Source organism: Acinetobacter sp. SFD (assembly GCF_001647575.1).
Classification (GTDB): domain Bacteria; phylum Pseudomonadota; class Gammaproteobacteria; order Pseudomonadales; family Moraxellaceae; genus Acinetobacter; species Acinetobacter pecorum.
Window position 1 is genome coordinate 311883 of the sequence record NZ_LSZJ01000011.1, and the last position, 22947, is coordinate 334829.

Here is a 22947-nt window from a genome sequence, read left to right on the forward strand (position 1 = left end):
AGGACTTGAAGTCCTCTTTTTTATGGAATGCTCTTATACCTCAGAAGAATGTTCCAATCAGCTTTTGCGCGTGAGCAGGAACCGGGTAATTTGCATCAACTCTTCCGCCTGATCTTCAAAATGGTTCAAGGCATTGATTGCCTGATCGTGTAATTGCTGGGCATAGGCTTTGGCCTGCTCCAGACCCATCAATGCCGGATAGGTTGATTTTTCAACCTGTTCATCTTTACCTGCAGTTTTCCCCAAGACTTCGGTATCGGAAATAATATCCAGAATATCATCCTGTACCTGGAAGGCCAGACCAATCGCCTGTCCAAACTCACGTAATTTAGGAATGGCCAGATCGGTACCTTCAAAGATTGTCACCGCCGCCATCATGATCGCGGCACTAATCAAAGCACCAGTTTTATTGCGATGGATGGTTTCCAGTGCCTGCTGATCGATTTTTTTGCCTTCAGACTGTAAATCTAAAACCTGACCATTCACCATTTTCGAAGAAGCGGTTGCCAGAATCTGCATCTGTTTCAGTACAATGGAAGCTTCTACCGCTGGCCCCTGATCAAACAGACGGCTACCCAAGATTTCGAAAGCCATAGACTGCAGGATATCACCTGCCAAAAGTGCTGTATCTTCTCCATAAGCCACATGACAGGTTGGCTGGCCACGGCGCAACAAATCATTGTCCATACACGGCAGATCATCATGGGCCAGTGAATAGCAGTGAATAAACTCGATCGCAACCGCTGCACGACGCACTGCAGCACTATTCTGGTTGGGTTTTAATGCAGCGGTGGCATAGCATAGCGCTGGACGTACCCGCTTGCCACCCAGCATCACAGCATGATGGACTGCCGACCTTAACGGTTCCGGAATGGCAAAGGCTTCCAGAGCGGTCAATAAATCCTGTTGAATGCGGTGTTGTGCTTGTGTGAGTGCATGGGTTGATACGTCAGTGATAGATGACACATTCGCCTCGAATACGTAGTCCAGAAGAATAAAATGACAAGCGAATAAATGCCTGTACGCTGATCAGGCATTGTACCTAGAAATGCCTTGAATTTTCAGCCATAAATCGAATTGTTCTGCTGAAATTTGCTATTCAACATCAAATAAGCAAGTCAGAGATTTTAAACCATAAAAAACCACCGCAGAACCGGTGGTTTTATTCAGGCTAAAAGTATGCACCGCTTTTAAACGAGAACATCTTCTGGTACGCGCACCCAGCCTTCCATCAATACACGGGCACTGCGGCTCATAATCGCTTTCTTCACTTTCCACTCACCATTTTCAAAACTTGCTTGTGCACCCACTCTCAACGTCCCGGAAGGATGACCGAAATGCACCGCTTCACGCTCTACTCCGCCTGCTACCCGGTTTACCAATGTTCCCGGAATAGCAGCTGCCGTACCAATGGCCACAGCAGCCGTGCCCATCATGGCATGATGGAGTTTGCCCATAGACAAGGCACGAACCAGAATATCGGTATCAGATTCGGTGACCGTCTTGCCACTGGACGAAGTATAAGTTTTAGATGGGGCAATAAATGCAATTTTCGGGGTATGTTGTCGGGTAACTGCTTCTGCAATATCCTGAATCAGCCCCATTTTCTTCGCAGCATAGGCACGAATCGTTTCAAATTTTGCCAGGGCTGCTACATCATTATTAATCTGATCCTGAAGTTCGGTGCCCTTATAGCCGAGATCTCCAGCATTCAAAAATACGGTTGGAATACCGGCATTAATCATCGTCACTTCGAAACTGCCAATATTGGGGACTTCCAATGTATCGACCAGATTGCCTGTCGGAAACATGGAACCGCCTTCTGCATCATCATCGGCAGGGTCCAGAAACTCGATCTGCACTTCGGCTGCAGGAAAGGTGACGCCATCCAATTCGAAATCACCCAATTCCTGTACCTGTCCACTCTGTATCGGCACATGCGCAATAATGGTTTTCTGAATATTGGCCTGCCAGATGCGTACCTTACACAACCCGTTTTCAGGAATACGTTCGGCATCGACCAGCCCGTTGGAAATGGCGAATGCCCCAACTGCCGCAGTCAGATTGCCACAGTTGCCGCTCCAGTCGATATAAGGACGCTCAATTGAAACCTGACCAAATAAATAATCGACATCATGATCGGCTTGCTGGCTTTTCGACAGGATGACCGTTTTACTGGTACTGGAACTGGCGCCCCCCATGCCATCGATCTGCTTCCCATAAGGGTCTGGGCTACCAATCACACGTAGCAAAAGCTGATCACGAATCCGGCCAGCCTGTTGTGCTTGTGCAGGCAGATCATCCAGCTTAAAGAAAATACCTTTGCTGGTTCCTCCACGCATATAGGTCGCAGGAATCTTGATTTGGACTGCAGAACTCATGACTTATTTCATCCTTTGAATTGTCTTTGTTGTGGTAGTGCTTATTGAATATTTGTACCAAGAGTATAATCAGTTTCAGGCCAAGTGAGTGCAGTGTTCCGACCTAAGTATAAAAAACCGGCATTTGTATCGGGGCAAAAAAACAGAAAACTCATCAGTTATAATTAAAATAAAATTAATATATTGATTCATATATGGTTTCTCGAATTCGTTTTTTATAATTTTTTATTATAAACACCATAATAATATTTCATTCAAATGCTTGTACTAGGTTTCTTAACTTCCATCCTTTACAATCTTCATACTTATTTTCCATTGTCGGGCTGAACACTTTGAATAACGAGTCTTCACAACTTCAGCGTGGCTTAAAGAACCGTCATATTCAGTTGATCGCCATGGGCGGTGCAATTGGCACAGGCTTATTCTTAGGTTCCGCACAGGTGATCCAATCTGCGGGTCCTTCCATTATTTTGGGCTATGCCATTGGTGGCTTGATTGCATTTTTAATCATGCGTCAATTGGGTGAGATGATTGTTCATGAACCTGTCGCAGGTTCATTCAGCCATTTTGCTTATAAATACTGGGGCAAATTCCCCGGTTTCCTTGCGGGCTGGAACTACTGGATTTTGTATATCCTGGTGGCCATGACCGAACTCACTGCTGTTGCGAAATACATCAACTACTGGTGGCCTCATATTCCAGCCTGGGCATCGGTACTGTTTTTCTTTATCGTGATTACACTGGTCAACCTCGGCAATGTGAAATTCTACGGTGAATCGGAATTCTGGCTATCTATCATTAAAGTAACTGCGGTTATTTCGATGATTGTCTTTGGCTTGTATCTGATCCTGACAGCTGATGCTTCTTCAGGTGCCTCTTTTAGCAACCTCTGGACCGCGGGTGGTTTCTTCCCGAATGGTTTTGAAGGTCTGTTCTATATGCTGGCCTTTCTGATGTTTGCTTTTGGTGGTATTGAACTGATCGGTATGGCTGCAGCAGAAGCTGAAAATCCGGAAAAAACCATTCCGAAAGCCATTAATCAGGTCGTGTTCCGTATTCTGATTTTCTATGTCGGTGCACTGACCATTCTGTTGTCTTTGGTGCCTTGGAACCAGCTGGAGCTCGGTGGTCTGGACAAAAGCCCGTTCGTGATGATTTTCAGCCAGCTGGGTATCGACTGGGCGGCACATCTGCTTAACTTTATTATCCTGACTGCAGCGCTGTCTGTGTATAACAGTGGTATGTATGCCAACAGCCGTATGTTGTATGGTCTGGCTCAGCAAGGAAACGCACCTAAAGTATTCATGAAAGTGAATAAACAAGGTACGCCGATTCCTGCCGTATTATTCTCTGCTGTACTGATTTTTGGCTGTGTACTGCTTAATTACTTCGTACCTGAAGATGCCTTAAGCCACCTGATTTATATTGTAGTCGGTGCACTTGTACTCAACTGGGCCATGATCAGTCTGACCCATCTCAAGTTTATCCAGACTATGAAGAAACAGGGCATCGTAACCAAATTCCCGGCGCTCTGGTCCCCTGCAAGCAATATACTGGTATTGGCCTTTATCGCCACCATCCTGTACATCATGTGGACACAAGGTTTTCAGGAATCTGTCTATATGATTCCTGTCTGGATCGTGGTGATGTATATCGTATTCAAACTGCTGCATTCAAAAAAATAACGGAAAAATCTTCTTATTCCTGATTTTTAAAGTTATTGCTTCGGCAATAACTTTTTTTTTTGTGTTTTTTGCAGTACATTAGCCTTCTTTTGCGCCCTTAGCTTAACTGGATAGAGCAGTTGCCTCCTAAGCGACCGACGTGGGTTCGAGTCCCGCAGGGCGTACCATTTATTTTCATTTTTTTAGATTGGTCCGTTATTCTTTATAGAATGGCCTTCCCCGACACTGCTCTATCAAGTACTCCCAGAGTCAGTGCTATTGGTTTAGAGTATAATTTAGCAAGACAAGTCCACTGGTCTGCCCTTCCTGTAAAATATCCGCTTGCCCATACCCCCAGATACTTTTTCAACATATGACATATTCGATGTATGGCTAAGCCATGGTATGAATAGTGTCCTTAAAGCGTTTCCATGCTACATAGAAAAATACCGTGCCAATGCCAATGAGCCAGAGAAATGCCGGCCAGACCACACTCAGCCCGGCATTTCTATACAAAATGGCCTGAGCAAGTTCGACAAAGTGTGTGGTCGGAGCAATCAGCATCACATTTTGCAGTACTTCAGGCATACTTTCACGTGGCGTCATTCCACCAGACAGCATTTGCATCGGGATCAGAGTCAACATCATCAAAAGGCCAAATTGCGGCATTGACTTGGACATGGTCGCCAAATAAATGCCCATCGAAGTAGTCGCGAATAAGGTCAATAATGCTCCGAAAAAGAACAGCCACAGATTCCCCTCTATCGGTACCTTCAAGATGATCTGTACCACCAGTTTCAAACCTAAAAATGCTGCAAGCAAAACCACCAGGCTCATCGACCAGACTTTGGACATCATAATTTCAAATACGGTGACCGGCATGACCATCAGATGTTCTATCGTACCGTGTTCACGTTCACGGATTAAAGCCGCACCAGTTAGAATAATGGACAGCATTGCCACGTTATTGATGATTTGCATCACACTCCCAAACCATTTCTGGTCAAGTACAGGGTTAAAACGTGCCCGCATTTCCAGTTCTACTGGCAGGGTGCTTATTTCACGGTGACGCAGAACGTATTCATTGACTTCGGACAGTATAATCTGCTGAATATAACCCGCCCCGACCATGGCCTGAGTCATCCGCGTGGCATCAACATTGACCTGAATCGTTGCCTCTCTCCCTGCCAGTATATCTTCCTGAAAATTGACCGGAATATTCAGGGCGAAGGTAAATTCTCCGGCATCCATTCCGGCATCCATATGATTCAGTTCAGTCGTCTGGGGCAGAAAGTAGGGAGGATAAAAAGCCGAGCTTATCCGCTCCGACAAGGTTGAATGATCTTCATCCACAATCGCGATGGGTGCCATATTCAGACTGTCAGGCATAGCGGTTGCAGCTGTATAGACGGCGACGGTAAAAGTATAGACAATCAGAATCAGCATGACCGGATCACGCCATAGACTCCAAAGCTCCTTGCAACCGAGCAGATAGATATTCTTTATTTTCTGGCTGACCATGCTAGGACTCCTGTTTTTTCAGGGCAAGAATTGCTGCACCCATAATCACAGGGACTGACAGCAGAATCACCCAAAAATCCTGATGCAGTGCATTAAAGCTCAATGCCTTGTTAAATACCCCGCGGCTGATATTCACCATATGCGTAGTAGGATAGATTTCACCAAACCAGCGACCAAAACCTTCCAGAGAGGAAACAGGATTGATAATACCGGCGAACTGCACCGCAGGTATAAGCGTACCGATCAACACCAGAAACATCGAGGCAATCTGGCTTTTGGTCAATGAAGATGCCAGCAGTCCCAAGCCAGTAGAAAAAATAATAAACAGGAAGGATGCCAGGGTCAGCGTTATGAAACTTCCCTTGATCGGCACATCGAATATCGCCACAATGATCAGGCACATCAGGAAATAGTTCAGCATGGCCAGCACCACATAAGGGATTTGCTTGCCAATCAGAAATTCACTGCGGGTCACCGGAGTTACATACAGGTTCACAATTGAACCGAGCTCTTTTTCCCGCACCACAGACAGTGCTGTCAGCATGGCAGGAATCAATAAAATCAATATGGGAAATACAGCGGGCGCGATTGCAGGCAGGCTCTTGATGTCGGGATTGTAGCGGAATCGGGTTTCTATATTTATGGTACTCGAGGTTTTATATCCACTTCGCTCTAGTTCCTGCTGCATCAACCAGTGAGTATGAATTCCCTGTACATAGCCCTTCACTGTTTCAGCACGCTGTGGCATGGCACCATCAATCCAGGCGCCAATCTTAACCTCCTCTCCCCGGTTAACATCCCGGGCAAAATCAGGTGGAATTTCAATGGCCAAAGAGATATCGCCACTTCGCATGCGTTGATCCAGATCCTCATAATTTTGCAGCGGTGGCTTTTCAACAAAATAACGTGAACCCGCAATGCTCATGCTGTAATTCTGGCTAAGACCACTCTGGTCACGATCCAGTACTGCAAAGGTCAGATTATCTACGTCCATGGTGATTCCATACCCCATCACAAACAGCAGGATAATCGACCCGACCAGCGCCATGGTGGCACGTATCGGATCACGTGCCAGCTCCAGCGATTCACGCCAAGCATAGCTAAGCATCCGTTGCAGGCTAAATCGGCTGGATATCCTGGTTTCTTCTTTCACTGTCTGGTCATTGGAAATACTGCCTTCTAGCTCCTGTTCAGGTGGCGTCTGGCTGGCTGCTCCAGCATCCATTAGGTAGCCAATAAATGCTTCTTCCAGAGTGGCAGCCTGCCTATTTTTGATCAACTGTGCGGGTGCAGCACTGTCCAGAACCCGGCCGGCATGCATCAGGGAAATCCGGTCACAGCGCTGTGCTTCATTCATGAAATGCGTTGAAATAAAGATGGTGACCCCGTCCTTGCGAGACAAGGAGATTAAAAAACGCCAGAAATTGTCACGAGCAATCGGGTCTACCCCCGAAGTCGGTTCATCCAGAATCAGGATTTCCGGGTTATGTACCAGTGCCACAGCAAGAGACAGACGCTGACGGATACCCAGCGGCAAGTCATCAGGCAGCTTGTTTTTCACTTCGGCCAAGTCAAAACGCTGCAGCATCTGCTGTACACGCGTGTCAATCTGTTCAGCCGGCACATGAAACAATTTTGCGTGAAGTACCAGGTTCTGGGTAATGGTCAGTTCACTATAGAGAGAGAAAGACTGTGACATATAGCCAACACGGCGGCGGGTCTCAATATTACTGCCTTCCACTGGCTGGCCAAATAACCAGGCCTGCCCTTCTGAAGCTTCGAGCAATCCGGTCAGTACTTTCATGGTGGTGGTTTTACCACAGCCATTCGATCCCAGAAAACCAAAAATTTCACCCTGCCGAATCTGGAAATTGACATGATCTACTGCGGTAAAATCACCAAACCTGACTGTCAGATCCTTCGCTTCCAGCGCATAGCCATCCGAATCGTAATCTGGTAAAGGTGGAATCACTACAGGGGTATAGCCCTGTTTCTTTTCTTCCGGTAATAGCTTGATATAAGCATCTTCCAGACTGTTACTCTCCGTCTGCGTCAACAGTTCTTGCGGAGTTCCGGTTTTCAGGATTTTGCCTTCATCCATCATCGCCAGCCAGTCGAAACCTTGGGCTTCATCCATGTAGGCAGTAGCGACAATCACACTCATCTGGGGACGAACCTGGCGGATACGGTTAATCAGCTCCCAGAACTGTGCCCGTGCCAAGGGATCGACTCCCGTGGTGGGCTCATCCAGAATCAGAAAATCCGGATCATGAATCAGGGAGCAGCACAATCCGAGTTTCTGTTTCATGCCTCCGGACAATTTTCCTGCCGGCCGATCGAGAAATTCAAATAGTCCTGTACTTTTAGTCAGATCATCAATGCGTTTACGGCTTTCTGTACGACTATGCCCAAACAATCGGGCAACAAACTGCAGGTTTTCCTCAACAGATAGGTTTTTGGACAGGTTGCTGCCCAGACCTTGAGGCATGTAGGCAATATGCGGACAAACTTTTCTGCGATGTTTCGGGTCAGCAATATCTCCACCAAGCACGATCAGGCGGCCCGCCTGAACGACCTTGGCACCGGCCAGTAAGGCCAGCAAACTGGATTTCCCCACGCCATCCGGTCCGATCAGTCCAATCATGCAGCCCGCAGGAAGCGACAGGGAAATGTCCTGTAAAGCCTGGGTCTTGCCATATTTCAGGCTGACCTGCTGGATTTCGGCAACTGCCGCTCCGGCAACAAATTGCGGCATCATGATTTAACCTGATTTCTTAAGAACGCCGGCCAGGGCAGATTGGAATCAAGTTTGATATAGGCCACGCCCGGAAGACCGGTTTTGACTTGCTGGATATGTTTTCTCAGCAATTCAGGATCAATTTTCGCCTTGACACGGAACATTAATTTCTGGCGTTCACTTTCAGTCTCCACGGTTTTTGGAGTGAACTGGGCCGTGTCGGCAACAAAAGACACCCGAGCAGGAATTACCAGATTTTTAGCCACATCCAGCACAATCCGGACTTCAGTACCGATTGCGATACGGCCAGCCACGGTTTCCGGCAGGAAAAACGTCATATAGACATCGGACAGATCAATCAGGTTCATGACCCGCCCCCCCGCAGCAATCATTTCGCCTGGTTGTGCGACCAGGAACTGCACCCGTGCCTTCAAGGGTGCCTTAAGCTGGGCATCCTCAATATCGAAATTGATCCGGTCAATGGTTGCTTTGATAGCATCGACCTGAGATTGTGCGCTCGAAACCTGGCTGCGTGCGGCCACGATAGCTCCTTCAGCGCTGTCCACTTGCGCCTGGGCTGCGCTGAGTACTGCTGCTACACGCTTGGCATCTGCCCTCTCATCATCCAGCTGCTGCCTAGAAGATGCGCCTTCCTTGGCTAGAATTTCCGTCCGTACCAGACGGTTTTTTGCTGCAATAAGTTCTGTTTCACGTTGCAGCACCATCGCTTCGGCGGCTGATTTTTCACTTTTACGCATTGCCAGTTGCGCTTCAGCGGTCGCAATACCATCTTCAGCCTGACGCTGTTGGGCTTGAATTTCGCGCAGTTGAGCTTCAAGGGTAGAAACTTTTATTCGCGCCAGAATCTGCCCCGGCTCGACAAAATCTCCTTCCCGCACCAGAATTTCTTCTAACTGGCCAGCGAACTTACTGGAAATATTGACTTCAGTCGCCTCAATCCGTCCATTCCCACTGACCAGCCCATCGGTATCAGGCTGATTCATGTTTTTCCAGATCAGGTAGCCCACCAAGATGGCGACAACGACTGCTCCCACAATGGATATTTTTTTTATATTCATGGATCTGATTACTCAACATATTCAATCGGGCTATCACTCACCCTTTTTATAATTTTTAGTAAAATCAAAACATTAATTCTTTTATTTTGTTCAATTTATAATAAGTGTATTCAACAAATAAATTTAGCCTGGCTGTACCAGTCTGCTATCACCGCCCAGTGCAAAATACAGGGAAATATAAGACTGCATTAAGGCACTTTGGGTTTCAATCCACTGCTGTTCTGCCGTCAGCAAACTTCGCTGTGCATCTAGCACATCGAGATAACCCACAGCACCATTATCATAGCGTAACTGTGCCAGTCGTGCGGTTTCCCGAAAAGCAGCCAGTCCCTGATCCTGTATTTGCAGTTGCTGGCTTAAATAGCGCTGATCAACCAAAGCATCAGCCACTTCCCGGAAGGCATTCTGTACAGTTTTTTCATAGTCAGCCACAGCAATATCCTGTCTCACCTCCGCCAAGATGACATTATTTTTTAACTGACCTGCGGTAAATATGGGCAAAGTGATACTGGGAGCAATCGACCATACTGAACTACCGGATTTAAACAGACCCTCCAGTTCTGTACTGGCTGTTCCAAAACTCCCAGTGAGCGCAATACGCGGAAAAAATGCAGCACGGGCAGCCTGGATATTGGCATGCTGGGAATACAGTAAAGCTTCAGCAGCCCGAATATCTGGCCGGTTCAGCAGTAACTCCGACGGAAGTCCAGTCTGTAATACGACTGGCTTAAAATTCAGCTGATCCAGGCCTAATCTCGGGACTTCTACAGGCTGGCCTATCAACTGGATCAAATAATTGGCTGTCATATCCTGGACATTTTGCAGCTGGGTTAGTAACGCCCGGCCATTACTGAGCAAGGTTTGTGCCTGCATATATTCTACTTTTGAACCAGCCCCAACCTCGTAACGCCGTTTAAAGATACGTACAGATTTTTCATAATTTTGCACAGAACCTTCGGCATAATAAATCCGTTTTTCTAGTTCAGCCAGGGTCAGATAGGTCTGAATCGACTGCTGTATAATACTGTTTCGTACCGCCAGCTGATTATATTCAGAAGCAAAAAACTGCTGTAATGCTGCTTCATTCAGGCTGCGTATACGTCCCCACAAATCCAGTTCCCACTGGCTTATTCCCACACCTACCGTATACTGTTCTGTGGTTACAGCACGGCCCACAGGAGATAAATCTGCTGGTACCCTGCTGCGTTCATAACTACTGCTTCCCAATATACTCGGCCACAATTCTGAACGCTGAATACCGTAGGCAGCCTGGGCTTCACGAATCCGGAGTGCTGCAATTTTCAGGTCATAATTATAGGTCAGGGCAAGACGGGCAATTCTCACTAAAGTAGGATCACCGACATAATCAGACCACGGCAAAGCATGATATGTACCGCCCTGCTGAAATGGATAGTGTGCTGGCAAGACAGGCTCTGGTTTGATCAAAGGGGCTGTATTCTGACAGCCTGTCAATAGAGCTAAAATGGGAAGTATCGCCAGACTGCTATGTAGATAAAATCTGCAAAAAATATTCAGTTTCAACAATTGACCCTCCTGTCAGCTGAGCCTTTTCTAAAAATATGCATGACTGTCTGAGATAAATATCTGCTTAAGTCATCAGAAAAAGGTGGCGATATCGTTCGCTTACCCGGTCACATTGCTTTTAATTCTTTTGAATTTCTAGTCAGCATCATGACCTGATATCAGGACTTATCCGATATAATACACTAAGTATTTATTTTATTTAGTTTTTATATTATTCTTTTAACCTATTACAGGCTTAAAACCTGACTTCTGAATCAGGCCATTTCGTCTCCTTATTTCAAGGATTAAATATCTAACTTCTAACCATCATTATATGGGCAAGACTTTCTGCAATCTGCAACGTGTGTTTGCCTATTGCAATCGTGTATTTCTACACAATACACGGTTCAGTCTAAGCTGCACATATCCCTCTCTGTATTCACGCATCTAATGTAGTAACAAATTGAAACTGGCTTTCATGGTAGAAGATTTAAGGTACCCTATCGCACTGTTACCCCTGAAAAAATCAATTAATTAGTCCAAGTATTCCTTTGATTCTAATAGATATATTATAAAAATATCCCCCCAATGAGCTACTTTATCTGTCTCAAACACTCTTCTTCATACATTTTGGAGGTGGGTATATGTAACGCTCATGTAACAGAATTTTGTCGTTCTCGCTCAAACTGAGCGGAACACAAGGGTAGAAATATGCGAATTAATTAACAAATTAGTTGTGCAATCTTTCATTAAATTTAATTTTTTTAAGAATCAATTTATCTGTAATTAAAAATAATAATTTCAATCACTTAAATTTTAAATTAAAGCCACTAATTAGTATTTTTACTCTATTTTGATGTTTTTTTAAACTGTCTATTCAAACTAGAGCATTTACTCTTATTTTATTTGTGGTATTTTTGGCACATGGAGTAACAAATGATTGCGGTTTAGTAACCAAACTCTCCAAAGAATTAAATTTAAGTGCAAACAACAACGCTAGATATAAATTTGTACCTCAAGGAAAGACGTAAATGAAATTAAAGACATTAACTACTGCAATGATTCTCGCGACTGTACCTATGACAGGTGCATTTGCTGCTGCAATGGATCGTTCGGGGCAATCTATCGCAGCGTTTTTACAGCCAGGTAATTACTTTGAAGCGGGTATTACTGTATTAGATCCTTCTGTATCTGGTACCACTTCTAACGCACCATCCCTAAACTCACCTACACTAGGTGTAGGTACCAATCAGGCAACAGGTGATATGGCGGGTGATTATCATTCTGTATCAGCTGCGTTGAAGCTCCAGTTAACAGACAACTTTTCTTTTGGTCTTATTTTTGATCAGCCATTTGGTGCTGAAGCAGACTATAAAGACCGCTCTGTTGCCTTTAATCCTACAGGTAATGATGGCACCCGGGCTGAAGTGACGACAGAAAATTTAAGTTTCGTGTTTGGTTTCCAGCCAACTGAAAACTGGAATATTTATGCAGGCCCAGTTTATCAAGAAGCTAAAGGTAATGTATCTTTACGTGGTACCGCTTATGGATTATTAACTGGATATGATGCCACCATGAAAAAAGATGGTGGTACAGGCTGGTTAGCAGGTCTGGCTTACCAAATTCCTGAAATTGCCTTGAAAGCATCTTTGACTTACCGTTCAGAAATCGAACACCAACTTGCTTCAAGAGAGAATGTTAATACAGTAGTACCAGGCTTCGGCATTCCTGGAGTATTACCTACTCAATTATTTGCTTATGCTCCTGGCAAAACTGATGTTACTACTCCTCAATCTGTTAACCTAGACCTACAATCAGGGATCATGGCTGACACGGTTGCCTTCTTAAATGTTCGATGGGTAAATTGGGATGGATTCGCAATTCGACCAACTCAATTCGGCCAAGCTTTAGATCAACTTGCTGCTGCGGGAAATGCTCTTCCTGCTTTACCAGCATTAGCTCCAACTAAAGCTCTCTTGACCTCGTTAGAGGGTGGGAATCTTGTTGAATATAATGAAGATCAATGGTCTGCTACAGCGGGTGTAGGCCGTAAATTCAATGCAAAATGGGCAGGTAATGTCTCTGTAGGCTGGGACTCTGGTGCAGGTAATCCTGTTACAACGCTTGGTCCAACAGAAGGTTACTGGAATGTGGGTGTAGGGGTTCAGTTCTCTCCTGCTCCAAACTATTTCATTGCAGGCGGAATGAAATATTTCTGGCTGGGCGATGCTGATGCTCTGACTGTAGCAAATCCAAATGTAGGTAGCTTTAAAGACAATGACGCAATTGCTTATGGCTTGAAAATGGGTTACCGCTTCTAAGTTCTCATAAAATAAAAAACCACTTTCGGGTGGTTTTTTATGTTTGAATCCTAATTTTATACATTTGCATAGCATTTGTTTATTTTACCGCCAATCAATATTTTACTCACTTTCATTTCTATAGAAATTTTTATCTTTTTTATTTTGTTATTTTTCATCTATTTAATCTTAAAATTCTAGTATAAATACTCTAAGCAATCCCTATATTTAACCGTTCCAGTTCATTTCTCATGCGAACCTGAGTATTTACTCTTTTTAAATTTATGTTACTTTTCCTGCACATTTTTGTTACAGATGGCATCAGGGACCGTACCATGAAGCTCACTAAAATTTCTTCAGCTATTTTACTTAGCACTTTCTCCCTCTCAGCAGTTCAAGCAGCTGGCCTAGACCGTTCTGGTCAGTCAATTCATGCTTTTTTACAGCCTGGTAATTATGCAGAAGCAGGCATTACTGTCATTGATCCAACTGTTCGAGGTCAAGCGATCGCACAATTGGGCGGTCAAAAAATTTCCGATATGGGCGATGATTACTATTTCCCTTCTGCTGCATTAAAAGTACAAGCAACAGATCATCTTTCTTTAGGTCTAATTTATGACCAACCTTTTGGTGCAGATGCAACTTACAATACAGAAACCACAAGTTTTTCTGAAACCCATCCATTGCTTAAAGTAACTGAAGGCACCAGTGTTGAAGTTAGAACTGAGAATTTAACTGCTTTATTTGGTTACCAGCCAAATCAAAACTGGAATTTCTACGCAGGCCCAGTATGGCAAACGGTAGAAGCGGATATTAAATTGCGTGGTACAGCCTATAAAAATACAGGCTATAACATTAACGTTGATACCAAAGAAGCCTATGGCTGGTTAGCGGGTTTTGCCTATCAAATTCCAGAAATTGCATTAAAAGCAGCGATTACCTATCGCTCTGAAATTTCACATGATGCGAAATCGACTGAAACATCTAATCTGCCAATATATGCATCATTTATGTCTGATACAGATCCACGTAAAGCAATATATGCAACTAAAGGCTTTAGACAAAGCACGGTTAATGCAACAACCCCTCAATCTGTAAATTTAGACTTACAAACAGGTATCGCAGCCAATACCGTAGCATTTGCTAATGTCCGTTGGGTTCACTGGGATCAATTTACAGTGAGTCCAGAAATGTTAGGCGAATTAGGTCAAGACTTGATCAGCTATAGCGATGACCAATGGTCGGCAAATGTCGGTGTTGGCCGTAAGTTTAGTGAAAAATGGTCAGGTACGGCGATGGTGAACTATGACACTGGCGCAGGTAACCCGGTCACGACTCTTGGACCAACTAAAGGTTACTGGGGTCTGGGTGTTGGCGCGCAATATAGCCCAACCGCACAAACCTTTATACAAGGTGGTGTACGCTATATGTGGTTAGGCGATGCACATGCGCAAACAGCTAACAATATTGTAGCCGAGTTTAAAGATAACACTGCTATGGCTTATGCAATGAAAATTGGTTACCGTTTCTAATTGAACGAATCCCATAAAAAAGGCATCTCTTAGATGCCTTTTTTATTAACAGTTGATTCATTAAGCTGGAATATCACGCACAGATGCATTACGAATCGCTTCTTTCAAGGCATCATAACCACGAATTGGCGGGAATTGCGGGAATTCGGCAATAACGTTTTCAGGTGCATCAAATAAGAAACCATGATCTGCTTCACCTAGCATCGTGGTATCGTTATAAGAATCGCCTGCTGCAATCACACGGAAGTTCAGGCCATGTAATGCTTTTACGGCTTGACGTTTTTGGTCCGGCTGACGAAGTTTATAAGCAGAGATCATTCCTGCTTCATCTGTTTCCAGTTTATGGCAGAAAATAGTTGGCCAATCCAGTTGTTTCATCAGTGGATGTGCAAATTCATAGAAGGTATCTGAAAGAATAATCAATTGAAAATGTGTGCTCACCCATTTCACAAATTCTTTTGCTCCTGGAAAAGGACCCATTTCTGCAATCACTTCCTGAATATCGTTCAAGCCTAAACCGTGCTGTTTTAAAATATTCAGACGTTGAGTCATCAGTACATCATAGTCAGGAATGTCACGAGTCGTCGCTTCAAGCTCTTTAATACCGGTTTTTTTTGCAAAGTTAATCCAGATTTCTGGAACCAACACGCCTTCTAAATCTAGACATACGACTTCCATGAACATCCCCTCTGAGTTGTATTGAAAAAATTTGCATTATGATAGCTGAAGAAACAGATTTTGCACCGTACTTTTTTAAATCTATTTTTTTCATAACTATTTATTTTTTAGTGATAAGTCTGGTTAATCAATTCTACTAAAATAGAGGTGAAATTAATTTATATAGGCCATGTCTTTTCCAAGCCTATATCGCCAGGACTCTCATGACCATTATTCCTACTATTGATCGTATCGATGCACTTGCTTCCGAATATGCAGACAAATCACCTAATGAAATTTTGGCACTTGCCCTGAGCCAGCAAGGTGAAATCGCGATTTCATTTTCTGGTGCCGAAGATGTGGTATTGATTGATATGGCCTCTCATCTGGGTAAACCGTTCCGGGTATTCAGTCTGGATACTGGCCGTTTACATGCAGAAACCTATCAGTTTATTGAAAAGGTTCGTCAGCATTATAATATTGATATTGAGATCTGTTTCCCGGAAACTGAGGCTATCCAGCAACTGACTACTGAAAAAGGCCTGTTCAGTTTTTACCGGGATGGCCACCAGGAATGTTGTGGAATCCGCAAGGTGCAGCCATTACGTAAAAAGCTGGCCATGCTGGATGGATGGATTACCGGTCAGCGTAAGGACCAAAGTCCGGGAACACGCAATGAAATTCCTGTAGTTCAGGCAGATCCAGGTTTTTCCGGTCCCGGAAAGCAGCTAATCAAATACAATCCTCTGGCAAACTGGTCCAGTGCTGATGTCTGGAGTTATATCCGCATGATGGAAGTGCCTTATAATGCCCTGCATGAAAAAGGTTTCGTTTCAATTGGCTGTGAACCCTGTACCCGCCCTGTCCTGCCAAATCAGCATGAACGTGAAGGTCGCTGGTGGTGGGAAGAGGCCACCCACAAAGAATGCGGGCTGCATGCCGGCAACTTGAAAAAGTGATCTAGCATAACCACCGACTCATCGGTGGTTTTTTTGTAAACGAAACATCTACAGAAAAATCAGTACCTTTCCACGACAAAACCGCTATACTTTGTAATGTCTATATTAATAATTCTAACAAGGTTGTTCGGATCAGAGCAGCTGAAGAAACTGCAGTGAGGCAATTTACGCTATGCGTCCATTACACCCGATTGATCTTATTTTCTTGACTTTAGAAAAACGACAGCAGCCTATGCATGTAGGTGGGCTATTTTTATTCCAGATTCCCGATAATGCACCCACTTCTTTTATTCAGAATCTGGTGAGGGATATTCAAAATTCAAAATCTACCCCTATTCCACCTTTTAACAACTATTTAAACGGATTATTTTGGGATGAAGACCAAGAGTTTGATTTAGATCATCATTTTCGTCATATTGCGCTGCCAAAACCGGGCCGTATCCGTGAACTGCTCACCTATATTTCACAAGAACATAGTGCCCTGATTGATCGCGCCAAACCTTTATGGACCTGCCATATCATTGAAGGTATTGAAGGTAACCGTTTTGCCATGTATTTCAAGATCCATCATGCCATGGTGGATGGAATTGCCGGCATGCGTCTGGTAGAAAAATCACTTTCATTTGACCCCCATGCCAAGAGTATTGTACCGCCGTGGTGTGTAGAAGGGCCACGTGCCAAACGCCTGAAAGCACCCAAAGTGAATGGCTTTAAAAATGTCTTGCAAGCCATTAAAGGACAATTGGAATGCGTGCCGCGAGTCGCTTATGAGCTGTCGCAAACCGTCATGAAAGATATGGGGCGTAATCCAGATTATGTGTCCAGCTTTCAGGCGCCAAGCTGTATTCTGAATCAACGCGTCAGTGCTTCTCGTCGTTTTGCCGCCCAGTCTTTTGAGTTTTCACGTTTACGCCATATTTCCAAGACATTAGGCGTGACCATTAATGACATTGTCCTCGCCATTTGCTCTGGGGCATTACGTGAATATTTATTATCACAAGATGCCCTGCCGAAAAAACCGTTAATTGCTATGGTTCCGGCTTCGCTGCGCAGTGATGATTCCGATATATCCAACCGTATTACCATGATTCTGGCCAATCTGGGTACCCATAAAGAAGACCCGCTGGAACGGCTCAAGATCGTACGTCGCAGTGTACTCAGTGCCAAAGAGCGCTTTAAACGTATGAATGCCAATCAGATTCTAAACTATAGTGCCTTTGTTTATGGTGCAGCAGGTCTGAATATTGCATCCGGTTTAATGCCGACACGTCAGGCTTTTAACGTGATTATTTCCAATGTGCCAGGACCGCAAGAACCACTTTACTGGAATGGTGCACGCCTTGAAGCGCTGTATCCTGCCTCCATTGTGCTCGATGGCCAAGCTCTCAATATCACCATGACCAGCTATTTAGACAAACTGGAAGTTGGCTTGACCGCATGTCGGAATGCCTTGCCGAAAATGCAGAATTTGCTGACGCATCTTGAAGAAGAAATTCAACGATTTGAATTCATTATACAGGGCGAACCCGCCCCAAAGTTACAGGCGGTGAGCTAACCGCAGATGAATAAATAAAATAGCCAGGCTGACAAAGGGAATGATAATTTTTGCCAGTCCTTGCCAAAGAATAAAGGGACCAGATTGGTCCCTTTTCTTTATTTTTTAAATCTTTTTGATTTTTTTAGAATTTTTGGAGGATTTTCCTAGGTAGAAGAAAATCTCTTCAAATGATTTTTGCCCGCTTAGAAACCCGAAACCAAGGTCATCAGCTTTTAATGGTACGGCACTGTTGCAGTAATTGATGACAGGCATTACGAATCATACTCGCGGTAATCTGAACTTCATTACCGCGTTCATCTACGATATAGCCTGCATGTACAGTCTTTGGTTCTAATACGTGTTTTAGGCCTTTATTGATTACTGCTTTACTCATATTCATCACATACTCCTTTTGCTAAGCCTGAAACTGGGAGAAACGGCTTTGGCTAATTCATGCATCTAGTATTGTAAATAAAGACCCCGTTGTAAAATTTCAGATGTAACAAGTGTTTAACGATATTCTGTTACAATTTCAGCTGAGAATGATATCGTATTGCTCTTGCGTATAGAGATTTTCCACCTGGAACTTAATCACGCGATTAATAAAATGCTCCAGATCAGCGACAGCCGGCGCTTCCACTGTTAACAAGCGATCAATAACAGCTGGATGCGCGACAACAGTAAAGCCACTCTGTGACTCATAAGCACGGGCATAGCGTAGAATTTCCCTGAATATTTCGTAACATACTGACTCGGCTGTTTTGACATAACCCCGCCCCTGACAGGTCGGACAAGACTCACACAGCAGATGCTCCAGCGATTCACGGGTCCGTTTCCGGGTCATTTCCACCAAGCCCAGTTCTGACACCTGAGTAATCTTGGTTTTGGCATGATCACGTTCCAGCATACGTTCAAACTGTTTCATCACTTCTTCACGATGCTGCGCTTCCTGCATGTCAATAAAATCAATGATGATAATGCCACCGAGATTACGCAGACGTAACTGACGTGCGATAACCTGCGTCGCTTCCATATTAGTTTTAAAGACAGTGTCTTCCAGCGAACGGCCACCAACATAAGAGCCGGTATTGACATCAATCGTAGCCATGGCTTCAGTCTGGTCAATCATCAGATAACCGCCAGACTTCAATGCGACACGAGTTTGCAATGCCTTCTGCAGATCTTCTTCGACATTATACAAGTCAAAAATAGGCCGCTCCCCCGGATAATGCAGCAAACGGTCTTTCATGTTCGGAACGAATTCTTCGACAAATTCCTGCAGTTTGGCATGAATCTCCCGTGAATCTACATAAATTTTGGCCGTTTCTTCATTAGCCAGATCCCGAATGACGCGTTGCGGTAAAGGCAATTCTTCAAAAATCAAAGAAGGTACCGCAATAATCTTTTGTTTGCGCTGGATGTATTCCCAGAGTTTGGCCAGATAAGCCATATCCTGTGCGATGGCTTCTTCTTCAATCCCTTCTGCCGCAGTACGCACAATCACTGAACCCGGAAGCTTGTGTTCCACCTGAATCCGCTCAATGATAGAACGCAAACGATTACGCTCTTCTTCGGATTCAATCCGTTGCGATACCCCAATATGATTGCCATATGGCATCAAGACCAAATAGCGTGAAGGAATAGACAGGTCAGTAGATAGTCGCGCACCCTTGGTACCGAGCATATCCTTCATGACCTGAACAGTGAGGGTCTGTCCCGGTTGCAGTAGCTCAAAAACATTCGGGGTTGGCTGATTGCGTGGCCAGACCATATCATTGATATGCAAAAATGCAGTACGCGAGAGTCCTATATCTACGAAAGCGGCCTGCATGCCGGGTAAAACCCGCACCACTTTTCCTTTATAGACATTTCCTACCAGACCACGCTTGGCGGTACGCTCGACAAACAGTTCATTGACCGTGCCGTTTTCAATTAACGCGACCCGACATTCCATCGGCGTGACGTTAATCAACAACTCGTCAGACATAAATACACTCAAAACATTATAAGAATTCTTTTTCAGCAGTTAATTTAGTGCCTTAACCGTCTGTAATAACTGTACTGTTTCATATAAGGGCAAGCCCACCACATTGGAATAACTGCCCTGTATTTTTGGAATATAACGTGCAGCAATTCCTTGAATTGCATAAGCCCCGGCTTTACCCAAGGGCTCACCTGTCGCCCAGTAACTTTCCATATCTGCGGCGCTCAGGATTTGAAATTCGACCTGTGTACGTACCACTATACTGTATTTTTCACACTTTGTACGAACACAGACGCCACTATACACATCATGCCATCGACCAGAGATTTTTGTCCATATTTCAATCGCATGTTCTTTAGATTCAGGTTTGCCCAAAATCTCCTGATCGACCCCTAAACTGGTATCTGCAGCAATAATGATGGCATCCGGATAGCGTTCGGCCACGGCATCCGCTTTGGCTCGTGCCAGACGCTCGACATAAGCAGCGACTGTCTCGCCTGCTTGTACAGATTCGTCGATTTCTGGACTATAAATATCAAATTGTAGCCCGAGTTGCTGTAACAACTCGCGGCGCCGTGGTGAGCTGGAAGCTAGAACTATATGCGCCATTTTTTCAGCATATAATAAATTACTGGCCAGACCAGAATACTGGTGAGCATTGGAATCCAGTGTCGTGCAAAAGAAAATTGCATTCCGGCAATAATCTGGGCAAAAAAGATTATCAGCAAATATGCCACAATCGCCAGCCCCATAATCACCCAGAGATTATTGAAGGTCAGGATACGACGTTCGCGGGTCAGAAAGCGGGCTAAAAAGGCGATAATGATAAAGCTGATTGCATTCAGACCCAAGGGGGCATCTAGCAGCAAATCCATAAAAATACCGGTGCCGAAGGCAAACCAGATTCCGCACCAGGTTGGCTGGCACAGCACCCAGAATAGCATGATCATCAGCATGAACAGCGGACGCCAGCCCGAGAGAGTATAGGAAAGTGGATAGACCATTAAAATGGAAGCTACAATCACCGAAATGACAATAGCCATTAAAGGATCACGATGCTTTCTAGACTTCATCCTAGCGATTGACATGCGGTTGCTCCATCGCTAATGAATCGGAAAATAACACCACCACATGATGTCCACCGGCCAGCTGGGCGGCAGGCGTGACATCAATCTGGGCAAACTCTCCGGAATTATGCCGTTGTACTTTAGACACCTGCCCCACCAGATAACCTGCCGGAAAATGTTGTCCCAAGCCCGAACTATAGACTTTTTCACCAACCTTGATATTGGCACTGGTCGGTACATATTCCATTTTCAAACGTCCCAGATCACCTGTGCCCGAGACAATGGCACGCATGCCCGTACGCTCCAGACGCACTGACAGTGAATGCTCTTTATCAGACAGTAGCATGACCCGGCTACTATGCGGATAGACATTGATAATCTGTCCCATGATACCCTTGTCGTCCAGTACCGTTTGCCCGACTTTTAGCTGGTTTTTAGCACCCCGGTTGATCACGATAATATGCCGCAATGGATCGGCATCGGTGCCAATTACTTCCGCAATTTCGATACGTCCATCAATGATTAACGGTGTGTCCAATAGGCCGCGCAAACGGGTATTTTCAGCAGATAGTTCAGAGATTTTTTGTAAGCGAACCTGTGCCTGTAACAGCTCGGCCTGCATCGCGGTATTTTCCCGGCGCAACTGAGCTTCAGACTTGGTTTGTTGATTTAACCACTCTCGCGACAATACCGGATAACTGGCCACCGCATAAATAGGATTATAAGCAGCGTACAGGACATCCCTTGCAGGTTGAACAACATGCGGCATGCGCCAATCAAAGAAAAGCACCACCAGGCATGTCACCAATGCAATGATAAAAGAGCGAAAAGATGGCGGTTGTCGAGAAAACAGATGTGCTTGCACCCGCCGGATCCTTTTCTTAGCCTACGAATAACATGTCATGATTTGGGTTGTCGAAAAATTCGAGGACCTTGCCGCCACCACGTGTCACACAAGACAGTGGATCTTCTGCCACCACGACTGGCAGGCCTGTTTCTTTGGCCAGCAGCTTGTCCAGATTACGCAGCAATGCGCCACCACCGGTTAACACGATACCGCGTTCAGCGATGTCCGAAGAAAGCTCAGGAGGTGTGTGTTCTAGTGCCGATTTCACCGCAGCAACGATGTTTTGCAATGGGTCAGAAATGGCTTGGGTGACTTCGTCAGAATTAACCACGATTGCGCGAGGCACACCTTCTGCGAGGTTACGGCCACGAACTTCAATTTCAAGCGGTTTAGCGCCTTCATCTGGCAACGCCATACCCACTTCTTTTTTGATTACTTCAGCCGTGGTTTCGCCGATCACACAGCCATGCGCTTTACGCACATAGTTAATGATCTGCTCATCAAATACATCACCACCAATACGCAAAGAATCGGCATAAACACAACCCTGCAGCGAGATAATCGCAATTTCAGTGGTACCACCGCCCACATCCACCACCATCGAACCACAAGCCTGCTCGACTGGCATCCCTGCACCAATCGCTGCTGCCATTGGCTCTTCGATTAAACGCACATCACGTGCGCCCGCATTAAACACGGCTTCACGAATGGCACGGCGCTCAACCAGGGTCGATTTACATGGCACACAGACCACGACACGCGGTGCCGGAGTAAATAAACGGTTTTCATGTACTTTGCGAATAAACTGATTCAGCATGGTCTCAGTGACTTCAAAATCCGCAATCACACCGTCTTTCATCGGACGGATCGCTGAGATATTGGCTGGGGTACGACCTAGCATTTGCTTCGCTTCAAGACCGACTGCCGCAACAATTTTATGTGAACCACTATGACGGATGGCTACAACCGTCGGTTCATTTAATATAATGCCTCGTCCTGGCGCATAAATAAGTGTATTTGCTGTACCTAAATCAATGGCAAGATCGGGCGAAAACAAGCCTATTAGTCGTTTTAGAATCACGGGGACGTTCTCAGTTAAACTTTATATGGACGCAAGGTGGCCACTTTAACTAAATGTGATGATTTGGACAAGTCAAT

At 45.0% G+C, this 22947-nt stretch carries 18 protein-coding genes and 1 tRNA gene; 6 read left to right on the top strand and 13 right to left on the bottom strand.

Annotated elements, in window-relative coordinates:
• Positions 1 to 57: 57 nt before the first annotated feature.
• Both AY605_RS06905 and prpF read right to left on the bottom strand, forming a co-directional pair.
• Positions 58 to 966: a polyprenyl synthetase family protein gene (locus tag AY605_RS06905; protein WP_064095700.1), complete on the bottom strand. Its 909-nt coding sequence runs from the start codon at positions 964 to 966 to the stop codon at positions 58 to 60.
• 224 nt (positions 967 to 1190) lie between these two features.
• Positions 1191 to 2381, bottom strand: a complete 1191-nt coding sequence (gene prpF, locus AY605_RS06910; RefSeq protein ID WP_064095701.1) for a 2-methylaconitate cis-trans isomerase PrpF — start codon at positions 2379 to 2381, stop codon at positions 1191 to 1193.
• Between the two features lie 332 nt (positions 2382 to 2713).
• Between prpF and AY605_RS06915 the strand changes: the two genes are divergently transcribed.
• Both AY605_RS06915 and AY605_RS06920 read left to right on the top strand, forming a co-directional pair.
• Positions 2714 to 4066 carry an amino acid permease gene (locus AY605_RS06915; RefSeq protein WP_064095702.1) on the top strand — a complete coding sequence of 451 codons (1353 nt, stop codon included), beginning with the start codon at positions 2714 to 2716 and terminating at the stop codon, positions 4064 to 4066.
• Positions 4067 to 4157: 91 nt separating this feature from the next.
• Positions 4158 to 4233 (top strand) — tRNA-Arg (locus tag AY605_RS06920).
• A gap of 205 nt (positions 4234 to 4438) precedes the next feature.
• Here the strand turns inward: AY605_RS06920 and AY605_RS06925 are convergent.
• From AY605_RS06925 to AY605_RS06940, 4 genes are all read right to left on the bottom strand, one after another.
• Positions 4439 to 5566 (bottom strand): ABC transporter permease, encoded by a 1128-nt coding sequence (locus AY605_RS06925; RefSeq protein ID WP_064095703.1) that lies wholly within the window; start codon positions 5564 to 5566, stop codon positions 4439 to 4441.
• 1 nt (position 5567) lies between these two features.
• On the bottom strand, positions 5568 to 8324 hold the full coding sequence (rbbA, locus tag AY605_RS06930) for a ribosome-associated ATPase/putative transporter RbbA (protein ID WP_064095704.1): 2757 nt from the start codon (positions 8322 to 8324) through the stop codon (positions 5568 to 5570).
• Complete coding sequence (locus tag AY605_RS06935; RefSeq protein WP_064095705.1) at positions 8321 to 9382, bottom strand: HlyD family secretion protein; 1062 nt, start codon at positions 9380 to 9382, stop codon at positions 8321 to 8323. Before AY605_RS06935 ends, rbbA begins: the two co-directional genes overlap by 4 nt.
• Positions 9383 to 9505: 123 nt before the next feature.
• Positions 9506 to 10927: an efflux transporter outer membrane subunit gene (locus tag AY605_RS06940; RefSeq protein ID WP_322843206.1), complete on the bottom strand. Its 1422-nt coding sequence runs from the start codon at positions 10925 to 10927 to the stop codon at positions 9506 to 9508.
• Between the two features lie 1010 nt (positions 10928 to 11937).
• Between AY605_RS06940 and AY605_RS06945 the strand changes: the two genes are divergently transcribed.
• Both AY605_RS06945 and AY605_RS06950 read left to right on the top strand, forming a co-directional pair.
• Positions 11938 to 13227, top strand: coding sequence for an OmpP1/FadL family transporter (locus tag AY605_RS06945; protein WP_064095706.1), 1290 nt, complete (start codon positions 11938 to 11940; stop codon positions 13225 to 13227).
• 314 nt (positions 13228 to 13541) lie between these two features.
• On the top strand, positions 13542 to 14738 hold the full coding sequence (locus AY605_RS06950; RefSeq protein ID WP_064095707.1) for an OmpP1/FadL family transporter: 1197 nt from the start codon (positions 13542 to 13544) through the stop codon (positions 14736 to 14738).
• Between the two features lie 60 nt (positions 14739 to 14798).
• Here the strand turns inward: AY605_RS06950 and thrH are convergent, their stop codons facing one another.
• Positions 14799 to 15416, bottom strand: a complete 618-nt coding sequence (thrH, locus tag AY605_RS06955) for a bifunctional phosphoserine phosphatase/homoserine phosphotransferase ThrH (RefSeq protein WP_004646225.1) — start codon at positions 15414 to 15416, stop codon at positions 14799 to 14801.
• A 203-nt stretch (positions 15417 to 15619) separates the two neighbouring features.
• Between thrH and AY605_RS06960 the strand changes: the two genes are divergently transcribed.
• On the top strand, positions 15620 to 16354 hold the full coding sequence (locus AY605_RS06960) for a phosphoadenylyl-sulfate reductase (RefSeq protein ID WP_064095708.1): 735 nt from the start codon (positions 15620 to 15622) through the stop codon (positions 16352 to 16354).
• 172 nt (positions 16355 to 16526) lie between these two features.
• Positions 16527 to 17909: a WS/DGAT/MGAT family O-acyltransferase gene (locus tag AY605_RS06965; RefSeq protein WP_064095709.1), complete on the top strand. Its 1383-nt coding sequence runs from the start codon at positions 16527 to 16529 to the stop codon at positions 17907 to 17909.
• Positions 17910 to 18117: 208 nt separating this feature from the next.
• Here the strand turns inward: AY605_RS06965 and AY605_RS15070 are convergent, their stop codons facing one another.
• From AY605_RS15070 to AY605_RS06990, 6 genes are all read right to left on the bottom strand, one after another.
• Positions 18118 to 18291 (bottom strand): PA1571 family protein, encoded by a 174-nt coding sequence (locus tag AY605_RS15070; RefSeq protein ID WP_005096185.1) that lies wholly within the window; start codon positions 18289 to 18291, stop codon positions 18118 to 18120.
• Between the two features lie 132 nt (positions 18292 to 18423).
• Positions 18424 to 19878 carry a ribonuclease G gene (rng, locus tag AY605_RS06970; RefSeq protein WP_064095710.1) on the bottom strand — a complete coding sequence of 485 codons (1455 nt, stop codon included), beginning with the start codon at positions 19876 to 19878 and terminating at the stop codon, positions 18424 to 18426.
• Positions 19879 to 19917: 39 nt separating this feature from the next.
• A complete protein-coding gene (locus AY605_RS06975) occupies positions 19918 to 20484 on the bottom strand; it encodes a Maf-like protein (RefSeq protein WP_064095711.1) in 567 nt (188 codons plus the stop codon).
• Positions 20472 to 20963 (bottom strand): rod shape-determining protein MreD, encoded by a 492-nt coding sequence (gene mreD, locus AY605_RS06980; RefSeq protein ID WP_064095712.1) that lies wholly within the window; start codon positions 20961 to 20963, stop codon positions 20472 to 20474. Before mreD ends, AY605_RS06975 begins: the two co-directional genes overlap by 13 nt.
• A complete protein-coding gene (gene mreC, locus AY605_RS06985) occupies positions 20950 to 21807 on the bottom strand; it encodes a rod shape-determining protein MreC (RefSeq protein ID WP_064095713.1) in 858 nt (285 codons plus the stop codon). Before mreC ends, mreD begins: the two co-directional genes overlap by 14 nt.
• A 16-nt stretch (positions 21808 to 21823) precedes the next feature.
• Positions 21824 to 22870: a rod shape-determining protein gene (locus AY605_RS06990; RefSeq protein ID WP_064095714.1), complete on the bottom strand. Its 1047-nt coding sequence runs from the start codon at positions 22868 to 22870 to the stop codon at positions 21824 to 21826.
• Between the last annotated feature and the right edge of the window lie 77 nt (positions 22871 to 22947).